This is a genomic window from Streptomyces sp. NBC_00443, assembly GCF_036014175.1.
GTDB lineage: Bacteria > Actinomycetota > Actinomycetes > Streptomycetales > Streptomycetaceae > Streptomyces.
Genome location: NZ_CP107917.1, coordinates 2,222,615 through 2,246,812, shown reverse-complemented (window position 1 = coordinate 2,246,812; position 24,198 = coordinate 2,222,615). Strand labels below are relative to the sequence as shown.

21 protein-coding genes and 3 pseudogenes are annotated in these 24,198 nt (G+C 71.9%); 11 read left to right on the top strand and 13 right to left on the bottom strand.

The genetic code is table 11. The features are described from left to right. Window positions 1-453, bottom strand: a complete 453-nt coding sequence (locus OHO27_RS09940) for an ATP-binding protein (RefSeq protein WP_328422360.1) — start codon at window positions 451-453, stop codon at window positions 1-3. Window positions 454-772: 319 nt separating this feature from the next. Here OHO27_RS09940 and OHO27_RS09935 point away from each other — a divergent pair, with 319 nt between their 5' ends. Together OHO27_RS09935 and OHO27_RS09930 are read left to right on the top strand one after the other, a co-directional pair. Then, the gene (locus tag OHO27_RS09935) at window positions 773-1,600 is read left to right on the top strand and encodes an enoyl-CoA hydratase family protein (protein ID WP_328422358.1); all 828 of its coding nucleotides are present in this window, start codon (window positions 773-775) and stop codon (window positions 1,598-1,600) included. Further along, on the top strand, window positions 1,585-3,975 hold the full coding sequence (locus OHO27_RS09930; protein WP_328422356.1) for a bifunctional salicylyl-CoA 5-hydroxylase/oxidoreductase: 2,391 nt from the start codon (window positions 1,585-1,587) through the stop codon (window positions 3,973-3,975). Before OHO27_RS09935 ends, OHO27_RS09930 begins: the two co-directional genes overlap by 16 nt. Here OHO27_RS09930 and OHO27_RS09925 read toward each other — a convergent pair. The 5 genes from OHO27_RS09925 to OHO27_RS09905 form a co-directional block, all read right to left on the bottom strand. Beyond that, window positions 3,959-5,170: a sulfate adenylyltransferase subunit 1 gene (locus OHO27_RS09925; protein WP_328422354.1), complete on the bottom strand. Its 1,212-nt coding sequence runs from the start codon at window positions 5,168-5,170 to the stop codon at window positions 3,959-3,961. The two genes, OHO27_RS09930 and OHO27_RS09925, sit on opposite strands and share 17 nt — an antisense overlap. Window positions 5,171-5,172: 2 nt before the next feature. Continuing rightward, window positions 5,173-6,090: a sulfate adenylyltransferase subunit CysD gene (gene cysD, locus OHO27_RS09920; protein ID WP_328422352.1), complete on the bottom strand. Its 918-nt coding sequence runs from the start codon at window positions 6,088-6,090 to the stop codon at window positions 5,173-5,175. Continuing rightward, window positions 6,087-6,653 (bottom strand): adenylyl-sulfate kinase, encoded by a 567-nt coding sequence (gene cysC, locus OHO27_RS09915; protein ID WP_328422350.1) that lies wholly within the window; start codon window positions 6,651-6,653, stop codon window positions 6,087-6,089. The genes cysD and cysC overlap by 4 nt, the downstream gene beginning before the upstream one ends. Before the next feature lie 128 nt (window positions 6,654-6,781). Then, window positions 6,782-7,594, bottom strand: coding sequence for a PaaX family transcriptional regulator (locus OHO27_RS09910; RefSeq protein ID WP_328422348.1), 813 nt, complete (start codon window positions 7,592-7,594; stop codon window positions 6,782-6,784). Window positions 7,595-7,609: 15 nt separating this feature from the next. Beyond that, the gene (locus tag OHO27_RS09905) at window positions 7,610-9,223 is read right to left on the bottom strand and encodes an AMP-binding protein (RefSeq protein ID WP_328422346.1); all 1,614 of its coding nucleotides are present in this window, start codon (window positions 9,221-9,223) and stop codon (window positions 7,610-7,612) included. Between the two features lie 169 nt (window positions 9,224-9,392). Here OHO27_RS09905 and OHO27_RS09900 point away from each other — a divergent pair, with 169 nt between their 5' ends. Both OHO27_RS09900 and OHO27_RS09895 read left to right on the top strand, forming a co-directional pair. Then, the gene (locus OHO27_RS09900) at window positions 9,393-10,583 is read left to right on the top strand and encodes an acyl-CoA dehydrogenase family protein (protein ID WP_328422344.1); all 1,191 of its coding nucleotides are present in this window, start codon (window positions 9,393-9,395) and stop codon (window positions 10,581-10,583) included. Then, a complete protein-coding gene (locus OHO27_RS09895) occupies window positions 10,580-10,978 on the top strand; it encodes a RidA family protein (RefSeq protein WP_328422342.1) in 399 nt (132 codons plus the stop codon). The genes OHO27_RS09900 and OHO27_RS09895 overlap by 4 nt, the downstream gene beginning before the upstream one ends. A gap of 7 nt (window positions 10,979-10,985) precedes the next feature. Here the strand turns inward: OHO27_RS09895 and OHO27_RS09890 are convergent, their stop codons facing one another. Continuing rightward, a complete protein-coding gene (locus tag OHO27_RS09890; protein WP_328422340.1) occupies window positions 10,986-11,180 on the bottom strand; it encodes a DUF5999 family protein in 195 nt (64 codons plus the stop codon). Window positions 11,181-11,417: 237 nt separating this feature from the next. On the opposite strand from OHO27_RS09890, the gene OHO27_RS09885 reads away from it, so the two are divergent. Next, entirely contained in the window at window positions 11,418-11,879 is a 462-nt protein-coding gene (locus OHO27_RS09885; protein WP_328422338.1) for a DUF6299 family protein, read from the top strand. A gap of 73 nt (window positions 11,880-11,952) precedes the next feature. Here the strand turns inward: OHO27_RS09885 and dmpG are convergent, their stop codons facing one another. The 3 genes and pseudogenes from dmpG to OHO27_RS09870 form a co-directional block, all read right to left on the bottom strand. Beyond that, entirely contained in the window at window positions 11,953-12,960 is a 1,008-nt protein-coding gene (gene dmpG / locus OHO27_RS09880; RefSeq protein ID WP_328422336.1) for a 4-hydroxy-2-oxovalerate aldolase, read from the bottom strand. Then, window positions 12,957-13,931: an acetaldehyde dehydrogenase (acetylating) gene (locus OHO27_RS09875; RefSeq protein ID WP_328422334.1), complete on the bottom strand. Its 975-nt coding sequence runs from the start codon at window positions 13,929-13,931 to the stop codon at window positions 12,957-12,959. Before OHO27_RS09875 ends, dmpG begins: the two co-directional genes overlap by 4 nt. Next, window positions 13,928-14,765: pseudogene (locus tag OHO27_RS09870) on the bottom strand (2-keto-4-pentenoate hydratase). The gene OHO27_RS09875 and the pseudogene OHO27_RS09870 overlap by 4 nt, the downstream one beginning before the upstream one ends. Window positions 14,766-14,911: 146 nt before the next feature. On the opposite strand from OHO27_RS09870, the gene OHO27_RS09865 reads away from it, so the two are divergent. Further along, complete coding sequence (locus OHO27_RS09865) at window positions 14,912-15,634, top strand: IclR family transcriptional regulator (protein WP_328430395.1); 723 nt, start codon at window positions 14,912-14,914, stop codon at window positions 15,632-15,634. Window positions 15,635-15,700: 66 nt separating this feature from the next. Then, window positions 15,701-17,848 (top strand): ATP-binding SpoIIE family protein phosphatase, encoded by a 2,148-nt coding sequence (locus tag OHO27_RS09860; RefSeq protein ID WP_328422332.1) that lies wholly within the window; start codon window positions 15,701-15,703, stop codon window positions 17,846-17,848. Between the two features lie 8 nt (window positions 17,849-17,856). Here the strand turns inward: OHO27_RS09860 and OHO27_RS09855 are convergent, their stop codons facing one another. The 3 genes from OHO27_RS09855 to OHO27_RS09845 form a co-directional block, all read right to left on the bottom strand. Then, window positions 17,857-18,906: an amidohydrolase family protein gene (locus OHO27_RS09855; protein ID WP_328422330.1), complete on the bottom strand. Its 1,050-nt coding sequence runs from the start codon at window positions 18,904-18,906 to the stop codon at window positions 17,857-17,859. A 100-nt stretch (window positions 18,907-19,006) separates the two neighbouring features. Beyond that, on the bottom strand, window positions 19,007-19,795 hold the full coding sequence (locus OHO27_RS09850; protein WP_328422327.1) for a 2-keto-4-pentenoate hydratase: 789 nt from the start codon (window positions 19,793-19,795) through the stop codon (window positions 19,007-19,009). Further along, the gene (locus tag OHO27_RS09845) at window positions 19,792-20,448 is read right to left on the bottom strand and encodes a TetR/AcrR family transcriptional regulator (protein WP_328422325.1); all 657 of its coding nucleotides are present in this window, start codon (window positions 20,446-20,448) and stop codon (window positions 19,792-19,794) included. Before OHO27_RS09845 ends, OHO27_RS09850 begins: the two co-directional genes overlap by 4 nt. A 127-nt stretch (window positions 20,449-20,575) precedes the next feature. On the opposite strand from OHO27_RS09845, the gene OHO27_RS09840 reads away from it, so the two are divergent. From OHO27_RS09840 to OHO27_RS09830, 4 genes and pseudogenes are all read left to right on the top strand, one after another. Next, the gene (locus OHO27_RS09840; protein WP_328422323.1) at window positions 20,576-22,207 is read left to right on the top strand and encodes a bifunctional 3-(3-hydroxy-phenyl)propionate/3-hydroxycinnamic acid hydroxylase; all 1,632 of its coding nucleotides are present in this window, start codon (window positions 20,576-20,578) and stop codon (window positions 22,205-22,207) included. Beyond that, window positions 22,204-22,830: pseudogene (locus OHO27_RS09835) on the top strand (alpha/beta fold hydrolase); the annotation flags it as partial. The gene OHO27_RS09840 and the pseudogene OHO27_RS09835, both read left to right, overlap by 4 nt. Window positions 22,831-22,850: 20 nt before the next feature. Next, a complete protein-coding gene (locus OHO27_RS43110; RefSeq protein ID WP_443059699.1) occupies window positions 22,851-23,075 on the top strand; it encodes an alpha/beta fold hydrolase in 225 nt (74 codons plus the stop codon). Beyond that, window positions 23,072-24,093, top strand: a pseudogene (locus OHO27_RS09830) (VOC family protein). Before OHO27_RS43110 ends, OHO27_RS09830 begins: the two are co-directional and overlap by 4 nt. Window positions 24,094-24,198: the final 105 nt, after the last annotated feature.

Genomic DNA, 24,198 nt, shown 5'->3' with positions numbered 1-24,198 from the left:
CTACAGCGGGCGGCGCTGAGCCGGCACGACCGGCAGTCTGAACCAGACCGCCTTGCCCGAGTCCGTCGGGCGGTGCCCGCAGGACGAACTCAGGGTGCGGATCAGGAGGAGGCCACGGCCGTGCTCCTGCCAGGGGTCGGGCTCGCCGTTGGTGGGGCGGGTCAGATCGCCGGGCGGGGCCGGGTCCGGGTCGTGGACCTCGACCTGGCAGCCGGACGGCAGCAGCTCCACGACCAGCTCTATGGGGCCGTCGCCCGCGGTGTGCTCCACGGCGTTCGCGACCAGCTCCGCCGTGAGCAGCTCCGCGGTGTCGCTGTCGGCGGAGTGCTCCAGCTCGGCCAGCGCCGTACGGACCAGGGCACGCGCGACCGGCACGGCAGCGACCGTGTGCGGCAGCGCGATGCGCCAGGAGGCGGAGGCTGAGGGGCGATCTTGCAAGGCGGGTCCGTTCATGAGCAGGCTGTCCTGCTTTCAACCTTATGAATGGTACGGCGCCACCCGGTGAAGGGCCTCCGAAGGGCACCGTTCGGAACCTTCGGCCCCGACTGCTGGGCGACTTACCCAGGTGAACGGCTCCCCTCGCGCGGTTGATCCCGTCGTTACGGGGGTGTCGACGAGCCGTGACGGATGTGACGGAGCAAGGTCACACCCGGTTGGCTTATTGCGTGGTCGTGACGACAGTCAAAGTTGGGTGATAGCTTCGAAGGGTAGAGCTCGGAGGGCAGAGCTCAGCGAGGCAGTGCCCGCCGTCCGCCCGAGGAGGCCGCACGTCATGAGTCCTTTCACCGGCTCCGCCGCCCGTACTCCCGACTGGAAACATCTGCGGGTCGAGCATGCCGACGGCGTCGCCACCGTCACCCTCGCCCGCCCCGAGAAACTCAACGCGCTTACCTTCGGCGCCTACGCCGACCTGCGCGATCTGCTCGCCGAGCTGTCCCGGGAGCGGGCGGTGCGGGCCCTGGTGCTGGCCGGCGAGGGCCGCGGCTTCTGCTCCGGCGGCGACGTCGACCAGATCATCGGCGCGACCCTGGCCATGGACACCGCCCAGCTCCTCGACTTCAACCGGATGACCGGGCAGGTCGTGCGGGCGGTACGGGAGTGCCCGTTCCCGGTGATCGCGGCCGTGCACGGGGTGGCGGCCGGGGCCGGGGCGGTACTGGCGCTCGCGGCCGACTTCCGGGTCGCCGACCCCACCGCCCGCTTCGCCTTCCTCTTCACCCGGGTCGGCCTGTCCGGCGGCGACATGGGCGCCGCGTATCTGCTGCCCCGGATCGTCGGTCTCGGGCACGCGACCCGGCTGCTGATGCTGGGCGAACCGGTCCGGGCACCGGAGGCCGAGCGCATCGGCCTGATCAGCGAGCTGGCGGAGGAGGGGAGCGCGGACGGGGCCGCCCAGGCACTCGCCCACCGCCTGGCCGAGGGCCCGGCCCTGGCCTACGCCCAGACGAAGGCCCTCCTGACGGCCGAGCTGGACATGCCGCTGGCGGCATCGGTGGAACTGGACGCGTCGACACAGGCCCTCCTGATGAACGGCGAGGACTACGCAGAGTTCCACGCGGCTTTCACGGAGAAGCGCCCTCCCAAATGGAGGGGGCGGTGACTGTGCCGATCAAAGGGGCGCGGGGCGGTACCGAAATTGCGGCTACCGCCGCGTGGGCGCGACCAGCCCCCACCAGCCCGCAGCCGCCGAACGAGACCAGCCACCCCCTGCGCGTCGCGATCATCGGCGGCGGCCCCGCCGGCCTCTACGCCGCTGCGTTGCTGAAACGCCTCGACCCCACCCGAGAGATCACCCTCTGGGAACGCAACGCCCCCGACGACACCTTCGGCTTCGGAGTAGTCCTCTCCGACGAAACCCTCGGCGGCATCGAACACGCCGACCCCCAGGTCTATCAGGCCCTCCGCGACGAATTCATCCGCTGGGACGACATCGACATCGTCCACCGCAACACCCGCCAGACCTCCGGAGGACACGGCTTCGCGGCCCTGGGCAGAAAACGCCTCCTGGAGATCCTCCACGACCGCTGCCGCACCCTCGGCGTGGAGCTCCGCTTCCGCTCGAAGGCCCCGTACCCGGCCTGGCTGGCGGAGGCGTACGACCTTGTCATCGCCGCAGACGGTGTGAACAGCACCACCCGCGAGGCCTACGCCCATGTGTTCCGCCCTCATGTGGCCACCCACCACTGCCGCTATATCTGGCTGGCCGCCGACTTCGCCTTCGACGCCTTCCGCTTCGAGATCGCCGAGACCGAGCACGGCGTGATGCAGCTGCACGGCTACCCCTACGCGCCCGACGCCTCCACCGTCATCGTCGAGATGCACGAGGACGTGTGGCGAGCCGCCGGATTCGACGAGCTCGACGAGCAGGAGTCGATCGCCCGCTGCGCCAAGATCTTCGCGGACGCCCTCGGCGGACGGTCCCTCAAGTCCAACAAGTCGGCATGGACCACCTTCCGCACCGTCGTCAACGAGCGCTGGTCGCACGACAACGTCGTCCTGCTCGGCGACGCCGCCCACACCGCCCACTTCTCCATCGGCTCCGGCACCAAACTGGCCGTCGAGGACGCCCTCGCGCTCGCCGCCTGCCTCGAGGAACAGCCCGACATCGCCGGTGCGTTGAGGGCGTACGAGGAGGAGCGCAAGCCCGTCGTGGCCTCCACGCAGCGCGCCGCACGCGCCAGCCTGGAATGGTTCGAGAACCTCGGCCTCTACCTCGACCAGCCGCCACGCCAGTTCGCCTTCAACCTCCTCACCCGCAGCCGCCGCGTCACGCACGACAACCTGCGCCTGCGTGACGCCGGTTTCACCGAGGCCGTGGAGCGCGACTTCGGCTGCCCGGCCGGCACGCCCCCGATGTTCACCCCGTTCCGGCTGCGCGGCCTGACCTTGCGCAACCGGGTCGTCGTGTCCCCGATGGACATGTACTCGGCCACCGACGGCGTCCCCGGCGACTTCCACCTCGTCCACCTCGGCGCGCGCGCCCTCGGCGGCGCCGGCCTGGTGATGACCGAGATGGTGTGCGTCAGCCCGGAGGGCCGGATCACCCCCGGCTGCGCCGGCCTCTACTCCGGCAAGCAGGGCGAGGCCTGGCGGCGGATCGTCCAGTTCGTGCACGGACAGGCACCCGGCACCGCGATCGGCGTGCAGCTCGGCCACAGCGGGCGCAAGGGCTCGACCAGGCTCATGTGGGAAGGCATCGACGAGCCGCTGGAGGACGGCAACTGGCCACTCGTGGCCCCGTCCCCGCTCCCCTACAAGCCGTACAGCCAGACCCCGCGCGAGCTGACACGGTCCCAACTCACCGACATCCGCGAGCAGTTCACCGCGGCCGCCTGGCGCGCCGCCCGCGCCGGGTTCGACCTCCTCGAACTCCACTGCGCGCACGGCTACCTGCTCTCCGGCTTCCTCTCCCCGCTGACCAACCGGCGCACCGACGCCTACGGCGGCTCCCTGGAGAAACGGCTCCGCTTCCCGCTGGAGGTCTTCGACGCCATCCGGGCCGTCTGGCCGGAGGAACGGCCCATGACCGTCCGTATCTCCGCCACGGACTGGGCCGACGGCGGGACGACGGCAGAGGACGCCGTGGAGATCGCCCGCGCCTTCGCCGCGCACGGCGCCGACGCGATCGACGTGTCGACGGGGCAGGTCGTGGCGGACGAGCGGCCGGAGTACGGGCGGTCGTACCAGACGCCGTACGCGGACTGGATCCGCCACGCCACCCGCCTGCCGGTGATCGCGGTCGGGGCGATCTCCTCCTGGGACGACGTCAACTCCCTGATTCTGGCGGGCCGTACGGACCTGTGCGCCCTCGCCCGCCCCCACCTCTACGACCCGCACTGGACGCTGCACGCGGCGACCGAGCAGGACTACGACGGCCCGGGTGTCGTCTGGCCCGCGCCGTACCGGGCGGGTAGCCGCCGTCCGCAGACGGGGCGCACGGACGTGCCCAAACCCCGGCTCAGTCTGGGGAGTTGATCTCGGCCATACCAGCGGTCAGCGTCGCGCCGTCCGCCGGATCGATCAGGATGAACGCGCCAGTGCGACGGGAGACCGCGTAGTCGTCGAGGGCGAGCGGCTCGGCCGTGCGCAGGATGATCCGGCCCAGGTCGTTGGCCCTCAACTCGGCTGCCCCGCCGAGGTCCTTGACGACGGCCTGCACGGTTCGGGTGGTGTGCCTGACCAGTACCCGGTCGCCGACCCTCAGCGGTCGGTCGGCCAGGTGGCAGGCGCTCGCCCGGACTTCCCGGGTGAGCGCCGGGACATCGACGCCCGTGGTGATCAGGTCGCCGCGCGAGACGTCCCGCTGGTCGGCGAGGCGGACGCTGACCGACTGCGGCGCGTACGCCACGTCGACGTCCCGGCCGAGTGCGTCGATGCCGGTGATCTCGGACGTCGCGCCGGACGGGTGCACGGTCACCCGGTCGCCGACCCGCAACGCACCGGACGCCAACTGACCTGCGTAGTAACGGACTTCACTGTGCCGGATCACGTACTGCACGGGGAAGCGGGCAGGGGCGTCGGCGGGGTCGGTGCCGGTCGGGACGTTCTCCAGGAACTCCAGGAGCGCCGGGCCGGCGTACCAGTCCAGGTGGGCCGAGCGCTCCACGACGTTGTCCCCGACGAGCGCCGAGACCGGGATCGGCGTGAGGCCGGGCAGCCCCAACTCGGCCGCGTGAACCGCGAACTCCTCGACGATCGCGTCGAACTCCCGCTGCCCGTACCCGACCAGGTCCATCTTGTTGACGGCGAGGACCACATGGGGAACCCGCAGCAGCGCGGCGATCGCGGCGTGCCGGCGGGTCTGCTCGACGACGCCGTTACGGGCGTCGACCAGGATCACCGTCAGCTCCGCCGTCGACGCGCCCGTGACCATGTTGCGGGTGTACTGCACGTGGCCGGGGGTGTCGGCGAGGATGAACCGGCGCCGCGGGGTGGCGAAGTAGCGGTAGGCCACGTCGATGGTGATGCCCTGCTCCCGCTCGGCGCGCAGGCCGTCGGTGAGCAGTGCGAGGTCGGGGGCGTCCTGGCCGCGGTTGCGGGAGGCGTGCTCCACGGCCTCCAACTGGTCGGCGAGGACCGATTTCGAGTCGTGCAACAGGCGCCCGACGAGAGTCGACTTGCCGTCGTCGACGGACCCTGCGGTGGCGAACCGAAGCGTGTTCACGGCCATGCTCAGAAGTACCCCTCGCGCTTACGGTCTTCCATCGCGGCCTCGGACATCTTGTCGTCGGCGCGGGTCGCGCCACGCTCGGTGAGCCGGGAGGCGGCGATCTCGGTGATCACTTTCTCGATGGTGTCGGCGCCGGAGTCCACCGCGCCGGTACAGGACATGTCGCCGACCGTGCGATACCGGACCTGACGCTTCTCGACGACCTCGTGCTCGCGAGGCCCGCCCCACTCACCCGCCGTCAGCCACATGCCGCCCCGCCGGAACACCTCGCGCTGGTGGGCGTAGTAGATCTCCGGCAGCTCGATCTCCTCGTGGGCGATGTACTGCCACACGTCCAGTTCGGTCCAGTTGGACAGCGGGAACACGCGCACGTGTTCTCCGGGCGCGTGGCGGCCGTTGTAGAGGTTCCACAGCTCGGGCCGCTGGCGGCGCGGGTCCCACTGCGAGAACTCGTCCCGCAGGCTGAACACCCGCTCCTTGGCCCGTGCCTTCTCCTCGTCCCGGCGTCCGCCGCCGAAGACCGCGTCGAACCTCTCGCTCTGGATCTTCTCCGTCAGCGGCACCGTCTGCAGCGGGTTCCGTGTCCCGTCGGGACGTTCACGCAGCACACCACGGTCGATGTAGTCCTGTACGGAGGCCACATGGAGGCGCAGCCCATATGCAGCCACCACACGGTCCCGGTAGTCGATGACCTCGAGGAAGTTGTGCCCGGTGTCCACATGCAGCAGCGTGAACGGCACGGGCGCCGGCGCGAACGCCTTCAGCGCCAGGTGCAGCATGACGATGGAGTCCTTGCCGCCGGAGAACAGGATCACCGGCCGCTCGAACTCCCCCGCCACCTCACGGAAGATGTGGACGGCCTCGGACTCCAGCGCGTCCAGGTGGGAGAGACCGAACCCGTTCACGCCGAACCCGTTCACACCAGCCCCCGCTCCGCCATCACGGCGTAGACGGCGGCGGCCGATTCCTGGGGCGTCTGGAGCTGTGTGGGAAGGACGAGGGAGGGGTCCTCCGGCGGCTCGTACGGGTCGTCGACGCCGGTCAGCCCGGACAACCGCCCTGCGGCCTGCCGGGCGTACAGCCCCTTCACGTCACGCTCGCTGCACACCTCCACCGGGGTCGCGACATGCACCTCGATGTACGGCGTCCCGCTCGCCTCGTGCCGCTTGCGCACCGCCTCGCGGCTGTCGGCGTACGGCGCGATGACCGGGACGACGGACAGTACGCCGTTGCGCGCGAGCACCTCCGAGACCAGCCCGATGCGCTGCACGTTGGTGTTCCGGTCCTCCCGCGAGAAGCCGAGGCCCGCGGAGAGGAAGCGGCGGATCTCGTCGCCGTCGAGGACCTCCACGCGATGCCCCTCGGCCTTGAGGCGGTCACCGAGCCGGCGGGCGATGGTCGTCTTGCCCGCGCTCGGCAGCCCGGTGAGCCAGACGGTGGCCCCCCGAGCCCTTGGGCCTGCCTTTCGGGCCGTGGTGCTCATGCGCAACAGTCCTCATCTCTCACTCCGCGTCCTGCCTCGCGACGACCCCATGGACGCTAGGTAAGAAACTTGAGAGGAGACGCAGAGGAACCTGAGGGTTCTGTTAGTGGCGCATGGTGCGCCCGAGGTCACAGACCGGCGAACACCGCTCCCGCGTCCCGCAGACGCTTGTGCAGTCCCCGGAAGACGGCGGCCGAGCACGCGCCCGGCCAGTCCGCGGGCAGCAGCCGGGCGGGCAGGCCGGGGTCGGTGTAGGGTAGGTGGCGCCAGGAGTCCAGGGCGAGGAGATAGTCGCGGTACGCCTCCTCGGGCGGGGTGTCCCGCCGCTGCTCCCAGTCGTGCAGCACGCGCGCGTGGCGGTCGAGGAACGCGTCGTGCTCCTTGGCGATCGCGGCCAGGTCCCACCAGCGGGCGACGGCCTCGGAGGTCGGCGTGAAGCCGAGATGCCCGCCGCGGAAGAAGTCGACGTACCCCTCCAGGCGCAGCCGCTGAAGGGTGTGCCGGGCCTCCTCGAAGAGCCGCGCCGGCGCGATCCACACGCCCGGAGCGGCCGTCCCGAAGCCGAGGCCGGACAGCCGGGAGCGCAGCACATGGCGCTTCTGCCGCTCCGTCTCCGGCACCGAGAACACCGCGAGCACCCAGCCCTCGTCCTCGGGCGGCGCGGTGGCGTAGATGCGCCGGTCGCCGTCGTCGAGCAGCTGGCGGGCGTCCGGGGAGAGTTCGTAGCCCGCCGCGCCCTGTGCCGTGCGGGCCGGCAGCAGCAGCCCGCGCCGCTTGAGCCGCGACACCGACGAACGTACCGAAGGAGCGTCCACGCCGACCGCGGCCAGCAGTCTGATCAGCTCGGCGACCGGCACCGGGCCGGGCATGTAGCGGCCGTAGGCGCCGTAGAGCGTGACGATGAGAGACCGTGGTGCATGCTGGTCGGACACGTTGATCATCTTAGGTCGTACGGATCACTGCGGGTCACCCGGCGGGTCACCACCGTCGCGCAAACGGAAGCGCTGGAGCTTGCCGGTCGCGGTGCGCGGCAGCGCGTCCAGGAAGACGATCTCGCGCGGGCACTTGTACGGCGCCAGCTCGGCCTTCACGAAGGCGCGAAGCGCCTCCGCGTCCTTGCGCGCACCCTCCCTGAGCACCGCGTATGCCACCACGACCTGGCCGCGGGTCTCGTCGGGCCGCCCCACGACCGCCGTCTCCAGCACGTCGGGGTGGCGCAGGAGAGCCTCTTCGACCTCCGGGCCCGCGATGTTGTAGCCGGCCGAGATGATCATGTCGTCCGCGCGGGCGACGTAGCGGAAGTAGCCGTCACTCTCCCGGACGTAGGTGTCGCCGGTGATGTTCCAGCCGTGGCGCACGTACTCGCGCTGCCGGGCATCGGCGAGATAGCGGCAGCCGACGGGCCCGCGCACGGCGAGCAGCCCGGGCTCCCCGTCGGGCATCTCCTGGCCCTCGTGGTCGACCACGCGCGCGTGCCAGCCCGGCACGGCGACCCCTGTCGTCCCGGGCCTGATGTGCCCGTCGGCCGCGGAGATGAAGATGTGCAGCAGCTCGGTGGCGCCGATGCCGTTGATGACGCGCAGCCCGGTCCGCTCCTGCCAGGCCTGCCAGGTGGCGGCAGGCAGGTTCTCGCCCGCCGATACGCAGCGGCGCAGTGAGGAGACGTCGTGCGAGTCGAGCTCGTCGAGCATCGCGCGGTACGCCGTCGGCGCGGTGAACAGCACGGACACCCGGTGCTCGGCGATCGCGGGCAGCAGCTGCTTGGGGCCGGCCTGTTCGAGGAGCAGGGAGCTGGCACCGGCCCGCATCGGGAAGATCACGAGTCCGCCGAGGCCGAAGGTGAAGCCGAGTGGGGGACTGCCGGCGAAGACATCGTCCACATGTGGTTGCAGCACATGTTCCGAGAAGGTGTCGGCTATCGCGAGCACATCCCGGTGGAAGTGCATACAGCCCTTGGGCCGTCCGGTGGTTCCGGAGGTGAAGGCGATGAGGGCCACGTCATCGGCTGCGGTGTCGGCGGCGGCGTACGGCGTGCCCGGCGCCGGGCGGTGCAGCAGGTCGTCGGGGGCGTCGCCGCCGTACGTCGCGATCCGCAGCCCGGGTATCTCGGCCTTGGCGAGGTCGTCGACGGCCCGGATGTCGCACAGTGCGTGCCGCACCTCGGCTATCTCGCACATGGTCTGCAGCTCGTGCGGCCGCTGCTGGGCCAGCACGGTGACGGCGACCGCGCCCGCCTTCAGCACCGCCAGCCAGCAGGCGGCCAGCCAGGGCGTGGTCGGGCCGCGCAGCAGCACCCGGTTGCCCGGGACGACACCGAGGTCGCCGGTGAGCACATGCGCGAGCCGGTCGACGCGGGCGCGCAGTGTGCCGTACGTCCATGTGTCGCCGGCCGGGGTGTGAAACACGGGTCGCTCGTCGGGCGGGCCGTCGAGCAACTCGGCTGCCGCGTTGAGCCGATCGGGGTAGCCCAGCCCCGGCAGGTCGAAGCGGAGCTCGGGCCATTGGTCGGGCGGTGGCAGGTGCTCGCGGGCGAAAGTGTCGACGTGGGCGGAGCGGTGCAGACCGGCCATGGCGGTTCGCCCCCTTGCCTTGTGGGCTGCCTGTGGGCGTCGTGGTGGGGTGAGCGGGTCCCAGCACAGGGAGCGTATCGTGTTGGTGACGACAGTCAATGGTGCGCGATATCGTCGAGGAGGTCCGTCGAGAGGGTCCGTCGCGCACGGCCCCGCAGGGAGGTCGGCAATGCCCGCATTCTCGCTCGATCCGGCGCAAACCGCCTGGTGTGCCGAGCTGCGCACCCTGGCCGCCGAACGGCTGCGTCCGCTCGCGGAGAAGGGTGAACCCGGGCACGTCAATCGCGCGCTGGTGGCCGAGCTCGGCCAACTGGGGCTGCTGCGGCGGCTGTTCAGCGCCGGGGCGGTCGACCTGTGCCTGATGCGCGAGTCCCTGGCGTACGCCTGCACGGAGGCGGAGACCGCACTCGCCCTCCAGGGCCTGGGCGCGCATCCCGTCCATGCCCATGGCACCCCGGCCCAGCGGGAGCGCTGGCTGCCCCGGGTGGCCGAGGGCAGCGCGGTGGCGGCCTTCGCGCTGAGCGAGCCGGGGGCCGGGTCGGATGCGGCGGCGCTGGAACTGCGGGCGGAACGGGACACCTCGCGGCCGGGAGGGCCGGGGGAGGCCCCGGTCGCCTCGGTCGCCGCCGAACCCGACGGCTCCGCCCGCTGGCGCCTCACCGGTGAGAAGTGCTGGATCTCCAACGCCCCGGAGGCCGACTTCTACACCGTCTTCGCCCGCACCACCCCCGGCGCCGGCGCCCGCGGCGTCACCGCCTTCCTGGTCCCCGCCGACCGGCCCGGCCTCACCGGAGCGGGCCTCGACATGCTGTCCCCGCACCCCATCGGCGCCCTCGACTTCGACGCCGTCCCCGTCACCGCCGGCGACGTCCTGGGCGAGCCCGACCGCGGCTTCCGGGTCGCGATGGGCACCCTCAACCTCTTCCGGCCGAGCGTCGGTGCCTTCGCCGTCGGCATGGCGCAGGCGGCCTTGGACGCGACGCTGGCGCACACCGCCCAACGGGACGCGTTCGGCGGCAAGTTGAAGGAGCTCCAGACGGTCGCCCACCAGGTGGCCGAGATGGCCCTGCGCACCGAGGCGGCCCGTCTCATGGTGTACGCGGCGGCGACGGCGTACGACGAAGGCGCCCCGGACGTCCCGAAGCGCGCGGCGATGGCGAAGCTGCTGGCGACGGAGACGGCGCAGTATGTCGTCGACAAGGCGGTCCAGTTGCACGGTGCCCGTGCCCTGCGCCGCGGCCATCTGCTGGAACACCTCTATCGCGAGGTGCGCGCCCCGCGTGTCTACGAAGGCGCCAGCGAGGTCCAGCGCGGCATCATCGCCAAGGAGTTGTACACGAACATGGAGGCCGGTCAGTGAGTACCGAGCGCGTCAACCCGCCCGACCTGTCCCCGCCCACCGGCTTCTCCCACGCGGTCGTCGCCACCGGATCCCGGGTCGTGTTCCTGGCCGGGCAGACCGCGCTCGACGCCGACGGCAAGGTGGTCGGGGAGACGTTGCCGGAGCAGTTCGAGCGGGCGCTCACCAATCTGCTGGCCGCGCTGGCGGCGGCCGGTGGCACCCCGGCCGATCTCGCGCGGGTCACGGTCTATGCCACGGACGTGGCGGCGTATCGCGCCCAGGTCGCCGAACTCGGGGGAATCTGGCGGGAGTTGGCGGGGCGGGACTATCCGGCGATGGCGGTCGTCGAGGTCGTACGCCTCTGGGACGAAGAGGCCATGGTGGAGCTGGACGGGTTCGCCGTGCTGCCGTAAGCGGTGCTCACGCGGCCATCGCGAGCCGCTCGGCCGGCACCCGGTGCGGGGCGACCACGCGGCCGTCGGGCAGCAGCTCACCGCTGTCGTCGAAGACGATGGCGCCGTCACACAGGAGGCTCCAGCCCTGCTCGGGTTGGGCGGCAACCACATGTGCGGCGCGGCTGTCGGAGGAAGGGCACGAAGGCTGGTAGGAACACATGGCGCACCTCCATATCGGGCGGACGAACCGTATGCGTCGTCCATATGGGTAGACCATGCTCCCATCGCGAACTCATCGGAACGGCCCGCTGTGAACCGTGACAACACGCGGACAACTCTCTGACCGATCCACGAAGGTCGCAGCGGACTCGCCACCGAAGGGGTGACGGTCACGCCCAAGGGCACACCCGCCGGGTACCAGTGGAAGCCCCCACTCCGCCCACCGGGAGGTCATCCCATGCCCCTGCGCCCCGCTCTCGCCACCGCCGTCGGCACCGCGCTGTTCCTGCTGCTCGCCGCGCCCTCGGCGCCCGCCGACTCCGACGCTCCCACCGAGCCCGAGGAGACCGTCACCGTCGGCACCAAGACCCCCATGGCCGCGGACGGCACCATCACCGTCTCCGGCACCTATCGCTGCATCGACAGCACGGGACCCACGTTCGTGAGCGCCTCCATCGGGCAGAAGGACTCCACCACCCGGTACGCCATCGGCGGCACCCTCGCCGAGTGTGACGGCAAGCAGCACCGCTGGGAGAACAAGAGCAAGGCCCCCGCGGACGCCACCCTCAAGCACGGCAAGGCGAACGTCGAGGTCACCGTCGTGGAGCTGCGCCCCGTGGACGGCCTGGGCGGACTGCCCCTGCCGCACTTCCACGCGGTACTGAAGAAGGACATCACCCTGTCGAAGCCCAAGGCGTGACGGCTGCACGGCCTTCTGCAGCAAACGCGACCGCGCCCCTCCCGGCCGACCGGAAGGGGCGCGGTCGCGTCGGTCAGGCGCGGGCGACGAGGTCCAGCGCGATGTCGGTGATCATGTCCTCCTGGCCGCCGACCATCCCGCGCCGGCCGACCTCGACGAGGATGCTGCGCGTGTCCAGACAGTGGCGGGCGGCGGCGGTCTCGGCGTGCCGCAGGAAGCTGGAGTACACGCCCGCGTAGCCGAGGCTGAGGGTCTCGCGGTCCACCCGCACCTCGCGGTCCTGCAGGGGGCGTACGAGGTCGTCGGCCGCGTCCATCAGAGGGGACAGGTCGCAGCCGTGCTCCCAGCCCATCAGGTCGGCGACCGCGACGAACGCCTCCAACGGACAGTTGCCGGCGCCCGCCCCCTGCCCGGCGAGCGAGGCGTCCACCCGGGTCACGCCGCTCTCGACGGCGACGACGGTGTTGGCGACGCCCAGCGCGAGGTTGTGGTGGGCGTGGATGCCCAGCTCGGTCGCCGGGTCGAGGACGTCGCGGTAGGCGCGGAAGCGGTCACGGACGCCGTCCATGGTGAGGCGGCCGCCGGAGTCGGTGACGTAGACGCAGTGGGCGCCGTACGACTCCATCAGCTTGGCCTGGCGGGCCAGTTCGGCCGGTTCGGCCATGTGGGACATCATCAGGAACCCGGCGACGTCCATGCCCAACTCCCGGGCGGCGGCGATGTGTTGTGCCGAGATGTCGGCCTCGGTGCAGTGCGTGGCGACGCGGACACTGCGGATGCCCAGGGCGTGCGCCTGCCGGAGGTCGTGCAGCGTGCCGATGCCGGGGAGCAGCAGAGTCGTGGGTACCGCGTACTCGGTGGCGTCCACGACGGCCTCGATCCACTCCCGGTCGGTGTGGGCGCCGACGCCGTAGTTGATGCTGGAGCCGGCGAGGCCGTCGCCGTGGGCGATCTCGATCGCGGCGACCCCGGCGGCGTCCAGCGCGGCGGCGACGGCGCGGGCCTGGTCGACGGTGTAGCGGTGCCGGACGGCGTGCATGCCGTCCCTGAGGGTCACGTCCTGGACGTACAGCCGGGTCATCGGGAGGCCACCTCCGTGGCGATGGGGGTCCCCCCGCTGGGGCGAAGCCGGGAGTGGGGGAGGGCGGCCATGCGTTCCGCGGTGCGCAGCGCGGCCGAGGTCATGATGTCGAGGTTCCCGGCGTACGCCGGGAGATAGTGCGCGGCGCCCTCGACCTCCAGGAAGACGGAGACCTTCAGGGCCTCGCCCGCGCCGGGGACGAGGGTGTGCAGCGGGTCGTCGGACGGCACCCGCTCGAATTGCGCCTTCTGCTTGAGCCGGTAGCCGGGCACGTACGCCTGCACCCGCCCGACCATCTCCTCGACCGACGCGGTGACCGCCTCCGTCGCGCAGTCGGAGACCAGGCAGTGCACGGTGTCCCGCATGATCAGCGGCGGTTCGGCCGGGTTGAGGACGATGATCGCCTTGCCGCGCGCTGCGCCGCCGACCCGCTCGATGGCGGAGGAGGTGGTCTCGGTGAACTCGTCGATGTTGGCGCGGGTGCCGGGGCCGGCGGAGCGGGAGGCGATGGACGCGACGATCTCGCCGTAGTGGACCGGCGTGACGGCGCCCACGGCGGCGACGACCGGGATGGTGGCCTGGCCGCCGCAGGTGACCATGTTGACGTTCGGGGCGTCGAGGTGGGCGTCGCCGTTGACCGGCGGGACGACGTACGGGCCGAGGGCGGCTGGCGTGAGGTCGACCAGAGTGCGGCCCAGGGGGCGCAGTACGTCGTCGTGGTGGCGGTGCGCGCCGGCCGAGGTCGCGTCGAAGACGATCTCCACATCGGCGAACTCGTCCAGTGCGACGAGCCCTTCGACGCCAGCGTGGGTCGTGGCGACCTTCAGACGACGGGCGCGGGCCAGGCCGTCGGAGTCCGGGTCGATCCCGGCCAGCGCGGCGATCTCCAGCGACTCCGACAGCCGGAGAATCTTGATCATGAGGTCGGTGCCGATGTTGCCGGAGCCGATGACGGCGACCTTGGTGCTCACAGCTCGCCCCCGTCCTTCGCGAAGCCGACCCGCACGCTACCCAGCCCGGAGACACGGGCCTCGAACACGTCGCCCGGCGCGGCGGGCGTCATCGGGCCGAGCGCGCCGGTCAGCACCAGGTCACCCGCGCGCAGCGGATCGCTCCGCTCGGCGAGCGCGGAGGCCAGCCACACGGCCGCGTTGAGGGGGCTGCCGAGACAGTCGGCGCCGCTGCCCTCGGAGACGGTCTCGCCGGCCCGCGTCATGGTCATCGTCACCGTCCGCAGGTCGACGGCGGTGAGGGGTACGGGAGTTGTGCCGAGGACGTACAGGCCGCAGGAGGCGTTGTCGGCGACGGTGTCGACCAGGGAGATGTCCCAGTTCCGCACCCGGCTGTCGACGATCTCCAGCGCGGGCAGCGCGAACTCGACCGCGCGCAGGACGTCGACGACCGTGCACGCGGGGTCCGGCAGGTCCCGCCCGAGGACGAGCGCCACCTCGGCCTCCACCTTCGGCTGGAGCAGTCGCCCGGCGGGCACCTCGTCACCGTCCGCCACGGCCATGTCCGCGAACAGTGCGCCGAAGTCGGGTTGGTCCACGCCGAGTTGGCGCTGTACGGCCACGGACGTCAAGGCCGATCTTGCGCCCGACGATCCGACGGCCGGCGTCGAGCCCCCGTCGCACGTTGAGCTGCTGCACGGCGTACGCGGTCTCCAGATCGGCGCCGGCGTCGAACAGGTCACGCACCGGCGGGCAGGTGGTCCCGGTGCGGGCGGCCTCCGCCAGCAGGTCGGCGGCCTTGACCACGGCCGGCGGGGCGGCGTCCGGGCGGACGCCGTGGGGTGGGGTCGACACGGGATACCTCCGGGGAAGGTGCAGTGGCGGGCGAACCGATGGGAAGGAGCCGGTTGGCACCGAATGCGGGTCGACACCGATATAGACACGCCCTACTGCCAAGCGACAAACTTTGTTCCGTGACACGGAACAGCGCGAGCGGCAGCATGCTGGAGAAGGCCGCGACCATCCTGGAGTGCTTCAGTCCGAGCGGCGGCCCGTACCGTCTGTCGGAACTTTCGGAGCACACCGGCCTGCCCAAGCCCACGGTGCACCGGCTGGCCGCGGACCTCGTCCGGCTGGGCTGGCTGGAGCGCTCGGGGCCCCAGTACCGGCTCGGGGCGAAGCTGTTCGAGCTCGGCTCGCTGGTGCCGCACCGGCTCGATCTGCGCGAGGCGGCCCTGCCGTTCTTGCAGGACCTGTTCGAGGCGACCCGCGAGACCGTCCACCTCGGGGTGCGCGACGGCACGGATGTCGTCTACCTCGAACGCATCCACGGCCACGCGGCCCTCCAGCTGCCCTCCCGCATCGGCGGCAGCCTGCCGCTGACCTGCACCGGCGTCGGCAAAGCCCTGCTGGCCTTCTCCGGCGCCGAGCTGACCGAGGAGGTGCTGGCCCGGCCGCTGCCGAGCCTCACGCCGCACTCCATCACCGACCCGAACCGGCTGCGCACGGCCCTGGAGAAGATCCAGGTCTCCGGCCTGGCCTACGAGGAACAGGAGGCCGCCCTCGGCGTGGCCTGCATCGCCGCTCCCGTCTTCGCCGGCGGGACCACGGTCGCCGCCCTCTCGGTGGCGGTGCCGCGCTCCCGGTTCAGCCCGGCCCAGTTGGCGCCCGCCGTACGGACCGCGGCGCTGGGGCTGTCCCGGGTGCTGCGCGGGGGCGGCTGACGGCGGCCGGCACCCGTCCCGCCGTACGGACTGAGGCGCCCGCGGGAGCGGCGTAACGTCGTGTGTGTGGAGCCCAGGGCCGACGGTCTTCTCTCGCGTGCGGCGCGCGAGCTCGGTTCGCGAGCGGACGAGCTCACGGCCGACGTGCAACGGCGCCTGCTGCGCGAACTCCCCGGGCTGTGGGAGGACCCGTACGTGGCCCGGATGGCCGGCGAGAACGTCGCCGAGCACATCGGCGCGGCCCTCTTCGGCCTGGAGCACGCCATCGCGCCGAAGCTGATCGAACTGCCGGCCGCCGACGCGGATCGCGCGCAGATACTTGCCCGGCACGGCACGCCGCTCAGCGTCATGCTGCGCGCCCTGCGGCTCTCGGAGGAGATCGTCATCGACCGGCTGCTCACGGAGCTGCCCCGGCTCAGCGACGACGCCGAACAGGTCAGCGAGGCGGCCCGCGAGCTGAACGCCATGTCGACGACGTACGTGGACCGGGTCTCGGAGCAGGCCGTCGCGACGTTCGAGGAGCAGCGGGACCGGCGCCTGCGGTGGCGGTCGGCGATGGTGAACGAGGCGAGCGTGCGCATCGGCACCACCCTCGACATCGCCCGCACCACACAGGAGCTGGCGGACCTCGCCACCGACCACTTCGCCGACATCGTCACCGTCGACCTGCTCGACGCCGTGCTGCGCGGACAGGACGCCGTGGAGGAGGGCCCGCCGTTGCTGCGCCGGATGGCCCGCGGACCCGCGGACGGGACCGACCCGGAGACGGCGATCGCACCGCAGCAGCTCCACATCCCGGAACACGGCTCGCCGTCGGCGTACGCCCTGGCCAGTGGACGTCCCTCCCGCCACCAGCACGGCAGGACCCGGGGCGTCCCGCGAGCCCACTCGACCCTCGTCGTCCCGCTGCGCGCCCGGGGCACCACGCTGGGCGTCGCCGAGTTCCACCGGCTCGGCAACAGCGCCCGCTACGACGACGAGGACCTGGTCCTCGCCCAGGAGATCGCCGCGCGGGCCGCCGTCGCCGTCGACAACGCCCGCCGCTACACCCACGCCCGCGCCACCGCCGTCACCCTCCAGCGCAGCCTGCTTCCCCAGGAGACGCCGGAGCAGTCGGCCGTGGACGTCGCCTCCCGGTACCTGCCGGCCGGCTCCGACGCCGGCGTGGGCGGCGACTGGTACGACGTCATCCCGCTGTCCGGCGCCCGGGTCGCCCTCGTGGTGGGGGACGTGGTCGGCCACGGCATCCGCGCCGCCGCCACGATGGGCCTGCTGCGGACCGCCGTACGCACCCTGGCCGACATCGATCTGCCGCCCGACGAGCTCCTCACCCATCTGAACGACGTCGTCGTGCGCGTGACCACCGAAGCGTGCACGGACCCCGACGCCGAGCCCGACGCCGATGTCGGCGGAGACAACGGCGCCACCTGCCTCTACGCCGTCTACGACCCCGTCTCCCGCCGCTGCACTCTTGCCCGCGCGGGGGATGTGCCCCCTGCCGTGGTGGTCCGGGACGGCACGGCGGAGCTGCTGGATGTGCCGCCCGGCCCGCCGCTCGGACTGGGCGGGCTGCCCTTCGAGACGGTGGAGGTCGATCTGCCCGAGGGCAGCCTGATCGCCCTGTGCACCGACGGGCTGATCGGGGCCGGCGACCACGACGCCGACGCGGGGCTCACTACGCTGCGACAGATCCTCGCCCGACCCGCGACCTCCCTGGAAGCGACCTGCGACACCGTGCTGGAAGCCCTGCTGCCCTCCCGGCCGGACGACGACATCGCCCTGCTGCTCGCCCGTACCCGCGCACTGGGGACCGACCGGGTCGCCACCTGGGACCTGGAGGCCGACCCGGCCGTGGTGGCCCGTGCCCGCTCCGACGTCTCCCGCCAACTGGCCGCCTGGGGCCTGGAGAACCTCGAGTTCACCGCGGAACTGGTGGTCAGCGAACTCGTCACCAACGCCATCCGCTACGGCCGTTCCCCGATCAGCCTGCGCCTCATCCACGACCGCACCCTCCTGTGCGAGGTCTCCGACGCCAGCAGCACCACACCGCACCTGCGCCGGGCCCGCGTTCTCGACGAGGGCGGGCGGGGCCTGCTGCTGGTCGCGCAGCTCGCCGGGCAGTGGGGGACGCGGCATGCCCGACGCGGCAAGACGGTCTGGGCCGAGCTGGACGAGTCGGCCGAGTTCCCGGCGTTCGATGTGGATATCGCGTAGTCGGGCGCTCAGTCGGTGCCGGGCTGGACCAGCTTGAAGACGAGGCGGGCGGCGGCTCGCTGTGCGGACTGACGCAGGCGTACCGGGAGGAGGCGGGACGGAGCAGGGGCGGGAGTGCCGTCGGCCAGGCGGGGGAAGAGGGCCTCGGCGTTGGTGCGGTTGACCGCGGCGAGGGTGCCGGCCTCGACGCCGGAGTCGAGGCCGGCTGCGAAGTACTGGCCCGCGGGTGCGGGCGCGAACGGCCAGTCGCTGCCGAACAGGACGTGTCCGGGACGCGCGAAGGCCAGCAGGGTGGGCAGAGCGGCGGGGCTGGAGGAGAGCGCGGTGTCGAAGTAGAAGCCGCGGAAGTCGTCCAGGACGTCGCGGGGGCTGCGCCCGATGTCACTGGCCAGGGCGACGGCCATGCGATGGGAGGCGTACGGCAGGAAGCCGCCGGCGTGGCTGAGGACGAACCGGATGTTCGGGTGGCGGCGCGGCACGCCGTTGCGGACTAGGAGGTAGGCGGCGCGGGTGGTGTCGAGGAGGAAGTCGGCGGCGAACGGGGGGATGCCGTCGACGGCGGGGGCGGGGAGGTCGGCCGGGTGGACGAACACGACGGCACCGTGTTCGTCGAGGACCCGCCACAAGGGCTCTTGGCCCTCGCTTCCGAGGTAGGCGCCCCGGTTGTTGGCGAGCAGGGTGACCCCGTCGGCGCCCGGCTCGCCGAGAGCCCGCTCGGCCTCCCTCGCCGCCGCCTCGGCGTCGGGCATGGGCAGGGTGGCGAACCAGCCGAGGCGGGTGGGGTGTTCGGCGGCGACGCCGGCGGAGTGGTCGTTGAGCCGCCGGGCCAGGCCCGCCGCCTCGTCGGGGTCGGTGAGGAAGCCGGTGGCGGGGGTCGAGACGGAGAGGATCGCGGTCTCGGTGCCCAGCAGGTCCATCGCCTCCAGCGCGGCGCCGACGCTCCAGCCGGGCAGGGCACGGCCGCCCGCCTCGGTGATACCGGCGTCGGCGAGGGCGTCGCGGTAGAGGGGCGGGACGAGGTGCTGGTGGACGTCGATCCGGCGGGGTGCGGTGGTCATGGGGGGCTCTCCCGGCTTTCTCGGGGGGCGGGTCTCGCACGAACGGTCTGTGCACGGAAGCGGACGAATTCCTCGCCCGTCCAAGGAGGTTCCACGGCCGTCACACGAAGCTCACCGACACCGGCCCCAGGCCGTCGAACCGTGCCTCGACCTTCTGGTCGGCCCTGACGAAGGGCGCGGTGGTCATGGCGCCGGGCAGCACGACATGGCCGGGTTCCAGCGAGGCGCCGAAGGCGGCGAGCGTGTTGGCCGGCCAGGCGACCGCTGCCGCGGGGTGGCCCAGCACCTCGCGCCCGCTGCCCGACCCGGCCGGCTCGCCGTCCACGATCAGGTCGGCGGTGACGGCGGCAAGGTCGGGCGCGTCCCGGACCGGGATCCAGGGGCCGCAGACGAGGCCCGCGGAGGAGGCGTTGTCGGCGACGGTGTCGACAAGGGTGATCCGCCAGTCCCGGATCCGGCTGTCGACGATCTCCAGGGCGGGCGCGACGGCATCGGTCGCCCTGAGTACGTCCTCGACCGTGACGCCGGGGCCGGACAGCCGCTCGCTGAGGTGGAAGCAGATCTCCGCTTCGATCCGAGGCCGGCAGTAGTGCGCGGCGAAGACCGGGGCACCGTCACGGTGGACCATGTCGTCCAGCAGATGACCGAAGTCGGGTTCGTCGACGCCGAGCAGCCGTCGCATGGCCGGGGACGTCAGGCCGACCTTGTGTCCGATGACCGTCGCCCCGTCGGCCAGCCGCCAGGCGACGTTGTCGCGCTGGACTGCGTAGGCGTCGGCTAGGTCGAGGCCGGGAAGCCGGGCGGACAGCGGGTCGATCGGCACCGCATAGTGCTCCGCCTCCCGCAGCAGCCGCGCCGCCTCCTCGCGCTGGACGTAGGTCAGGCTCATCCCTCGCTCCTCGCGACCATACGGACCGCCGCGTCATGGACGAGCCGCGCGTGCAGCTCGAACATCGCCACCAGGTCGACACAGTCGCCACCCACTTCGCGTTGCACGAACAGCCCGTCGGCACCGGCCACGGCGTACGTGGTCAGGATGCGGACGGCTTCCTCGTCCAGGGTCGGGAAGAGGGTGCCGATCATGTCCGATATCCGCTGCCGGGCGAGGTCACGGACCTGAAGGAACACGGTCCGTCCCCGGCGCTCGGCAGGCCGCCGCTCCAGGGCGAGCATCAGGCCGAGGCGCAGGAAGTCGGGGGCGTCGACCAGGGACTTCGCCACGTTCGCCGCCATCGTCATGACCCGCTCCAGTGGTGTTCCGGCGTCCTCGCCGGGCAGTTCGACGGCCGTCAGCCAGGCGGTGAAGCTGCGCTCGATGACTGCCGCGATCAGGTCGTCCTTGTCCTTGAAGTGCCAGTAGATCGAGCTCGCGGGCAGCCCGCACCGGGCGCTGACCGTGGCGATCGACGTGCCCTCGTACCCGCGTTCGCCCGCGATCTCGACGGCGGCGTCGAGGATGCGCTGCCGCGACTCCAACCCGTTCGCACGCTTCTTGCGCGCCGCCTGCGGCCTGGTGTGCGACCTGGTCTGCGGCCTGGTCATGGGAGACGCCTTTCCCGTGGTGCCGGCACTTGACCGTCCCGGACGCCGAGCTTACCGTAGCGGTCATTCCAATTGTAGTAGGCGCTACAACAAAGAGCCGCAACAGGGACGACAGTGAGGTGGCCTGGTGAGTGGGATCAGTGCCGGGAGCAGGGCCGAGGACAGAGCCGACCAGGACACGTACGACGTGGCGGTGATCGGGTACGGGCCGACGGGGGTGACCGCGGCGAACCTGCTGGGCGCGGCCGGCCTGCGGGTCGTCGTGCTGGAGCGGGATGCCGGGATCTACTCCCGGGCCCGGGCGATCTCCACCGACGAGGAGGTCCTGCGGATCTGGCAGCGCGCCGGCCTTGCCGAGCGGCTGAAGCTGGACATGCTGGCCGACCGGCCGCTGGACTTCGTCGACGCGCGGGGCCGCACGATCCTCAGCGCGCACCCCACGCCGCGCGGCCACGGCCACCCGCCGCAGATGTTCATCTACCAGCCCGCGCTGGAGCAGGTCCTACGTGACGGCGTCGACCGCTACCCCGACGTCGAGGTGCTGCTGCGGCACGAGTGCCTGCGGCTGCGCCAGACCGCGGACGGAGCCGAGGTGGAGCTGACGGTCGCGGGAACCGCCGACGACGCCGTACGGCGACTGCGCGCCAGGTACGTCATCGCGGCCGACGGCGGCTCCAGCCTCACCCGCGCACAGCTCAACGTGGGCTACGAGGGACGGACGTACGAGGACCGCTGGGTCGTCATCGACACGAAGATGATCGAGCCGTGGCCGGACCACGACCGGCTGCGCTTCCGCTGCGACGCGGGCCGCCCGGCAGTGGACTGCCCGACTCCGCTGGGGCACCACCGGTGGGAGTTCCCGATCCTGCCGGGCGACGACGAGGAGCACCTGACCAGCGACGAGGCGATCCACGCGCTGGTGTCCCGGTACGGAATCGGCAAGCACCAGATCAAGATCCTGCGGGCCACCGTCTACAGCCACCACGTCCGCTTCGCCGCCCGCTTCCGGGTGGGCCGGGTCTTCCTCGCCGGTGACGCGGCCCACGCGATGCCGCCGTGGATCGGCCAGGGCATGGCGGCCGGGGTGCGTGACGTGGCCAACCTGTGCTGGAAGCTCGACGCCGTGCTGCGCGGCGAGTTGCCCGAATCGGTGCTCGACAGCTACGAGACGGAGCGCAAGCCACACGTCAAGGAGATCACCGAGCGGGCGGTGTTCGTCGGCCGGATCATCACCGAACGGCGGCGCGCGGTCACCCGGGTCCGGGACTCCGCGCTTCCGCTCCTGAACCGCGTCCCCGGCTTCGCCCGCCTCCTTCAGGACTCCAACTGGATCCCCGCCGCCCACTACGCCGAGGGCCTGCAGGCTCGCCCCCGCACCAAGGCCTCCGGGCACCAGATACCCCAGCCCTGGGTGACCGGCCCCGACGGCACCCGGGCCCGCCTGGACGACATACTCGCCGGGCGCTGGCTGCTCCTGCACGGCGAACCGCCGACCCCACAGCCGGCGTGGGACCGCCGCGGTGTCCCCTCCCTGACCGTCCTGCCGGCCGGCAGCAGTCCAGCGCCGGGTGCGGTCGTCGACGACGAGGGCGTACTGCTGCCCTGGATGGCCCGTCGCCGCGCCGCCACCCTCGCCCTGCGCCCCGACGCCTACGTCTACGCCGCCGCACCCTCCGCCGCCCAACTCCCGCCGCCCCCGGCCGGGTTCGCACCGGTATCGCGTACGGCCACCTCGACCGCCACCCAAGGAACGCCATGACCACACACACCGCACCCCCGCCGATGCGGGAAAGGCTGCTCGACGTCCACGGCAGGAAGATCTTCGTCGCGGAGACCGGCGACGGCCCGCCCGTCCTGCTGCTGCACGGCGGCGGCCCCGGCGCCTCCGGCGTCTCCAACTACACCCGCAACATCGCCGAGCTGGCCAAGGAGTACCGGGTCATCGTCCCCGACCTGCCCGGCTACGGACGCAGCACCAAGGGCGTCGACGGCGCCGACCCCTTCGGGCACCTCGCCGCCGGCATCCACGGCCTGCTCGACGAACTCGGCCTGGACCAGGCCCACCTGGTCGGCAACTCCTACGGCGGCGCCTGCGCCCTGCGTCTCGCGCTGGACACCCCCGACCGGATCGACCGCATGGTGCTGATGGGCCCCGGCGGCATCGGCACCACCCGCGCCCTGCCGACCCCCGGTCTGAGCAGCCTCCTCAACTACTACGCCGGTGACGGCCCTTCACGGCTGAAGCTGGAGAAGTTCATCCGCACCTACCTCGTCTTCAACGCCGCCGACGTCCCGGATTCCGTGATCGACGCCCGCTACGAGGTGAGCATCGACCCGGAGGTGATCGCGGCCCCGCCGCTGCGCCGGCCTCCGGCCCGAACGCGCTGCGCACGCTGTGGAGGATGGACTTCACCCGCGACGCCCGCCTGTCCCGGCTGCCCGTGCCGACCTTGGTGCTCTGGGGCGCCGCCGACAAGGTCAACCGGCCCTCGGGCGGCCGGATGCTGGCCGACCGCATGCCCAACTGCGATCTGTACGAGGTCGCCAACACCGGGCACTGGGTGCAGTTCGAGCGGGCCGAGCTGTTCAACCGGATCTGCGCCGACTTCCTGGCCGGCCGGCGATGACCCCGTACCAGGGATATGACGCCCCGTCCGTCTTCGGCGCCGTCCACCTCGGCTACCTCGTCATCGAGACCAACCGCTTCACCGACTGGCGCCGCTTCGGCACCGACGCCATCGGCATGCACCTCGACGATCTGGACACCGGCCTGATGCGCTTCCGCATCGACGACCACGAGTGCCGTTTCCTGCTGCGCCGGGGCCCCGCCGAGGATGTCGTGGCCATCGGCTGGCACCTCGCCGACCACGCCGCCTTCGAGCAGATCGAGGCCGGCGTCCGCGCTCACGGCGTCCCCGTCGCGGAGGGCACCGCAGAGGAGGCGAGCCTGCGCGGTGTCGAGCGACTCCTGCGCTTCCCCGGCCCCAAGGGCATCACCCAGGAGATCTACACCACCCCGGTTCTGGCCCCGGAACCCCTGCGGATGCTCGCGTCCGGCTGGATAACGGGCGACTCCGGCATGGGCCATGTCGCCATCACCTCGACCCGGCCGACCCTGATGCGCGGCTACTTCAACACCGTCTTCGACGCCCGCCTCACCGACTACATCGACGAGACGATCAGCGGCGTCAAGCTCAGGATCCGCTTCCTGCGCGTCAACGAACGCCACCACTCCATCGCCATCGCCGCCGTCCGGGGCCTGCCCATCGACCCGGTCCGCACCCGCGTCCAGCACCTCAACGTCCAGGTGGCCACACTGGACGACCTCGCCCGCAGCTACGACCGTGCGCACGAACTCGGCTTCGGCATGGCCCTGTCCGTCGGACAGCACACCAACGACAAGGAACTCTCCTACTACGCCCGCACCCCTCGGGCTTCGAATGGGAGGTCGGCTGGAACCCCGTCGTCATCGACGAGACCACCTGGCAGCCCAGCACCCACCAGGGCATCAGTATCTGGGGCCACACCCCGGTCGGCCGGACGATCGTCGACAAACTCGCCCAGTTCCGCCTCGGCGCCCGTTCACTGGTGCAACTGGAGCGGACGGTTCCGGGCCTCAGCGGCACCGGGGTCCCGGACGACTGACCACGGGCATCGGACGGGGGCGCCCACGTCGTGAGCGCCCCCGTCCGGCTCCGGGTCGGACAGCCGCTCAGATGTCCCGGAAGAGCCCAGCGAGCCCCGTGACCT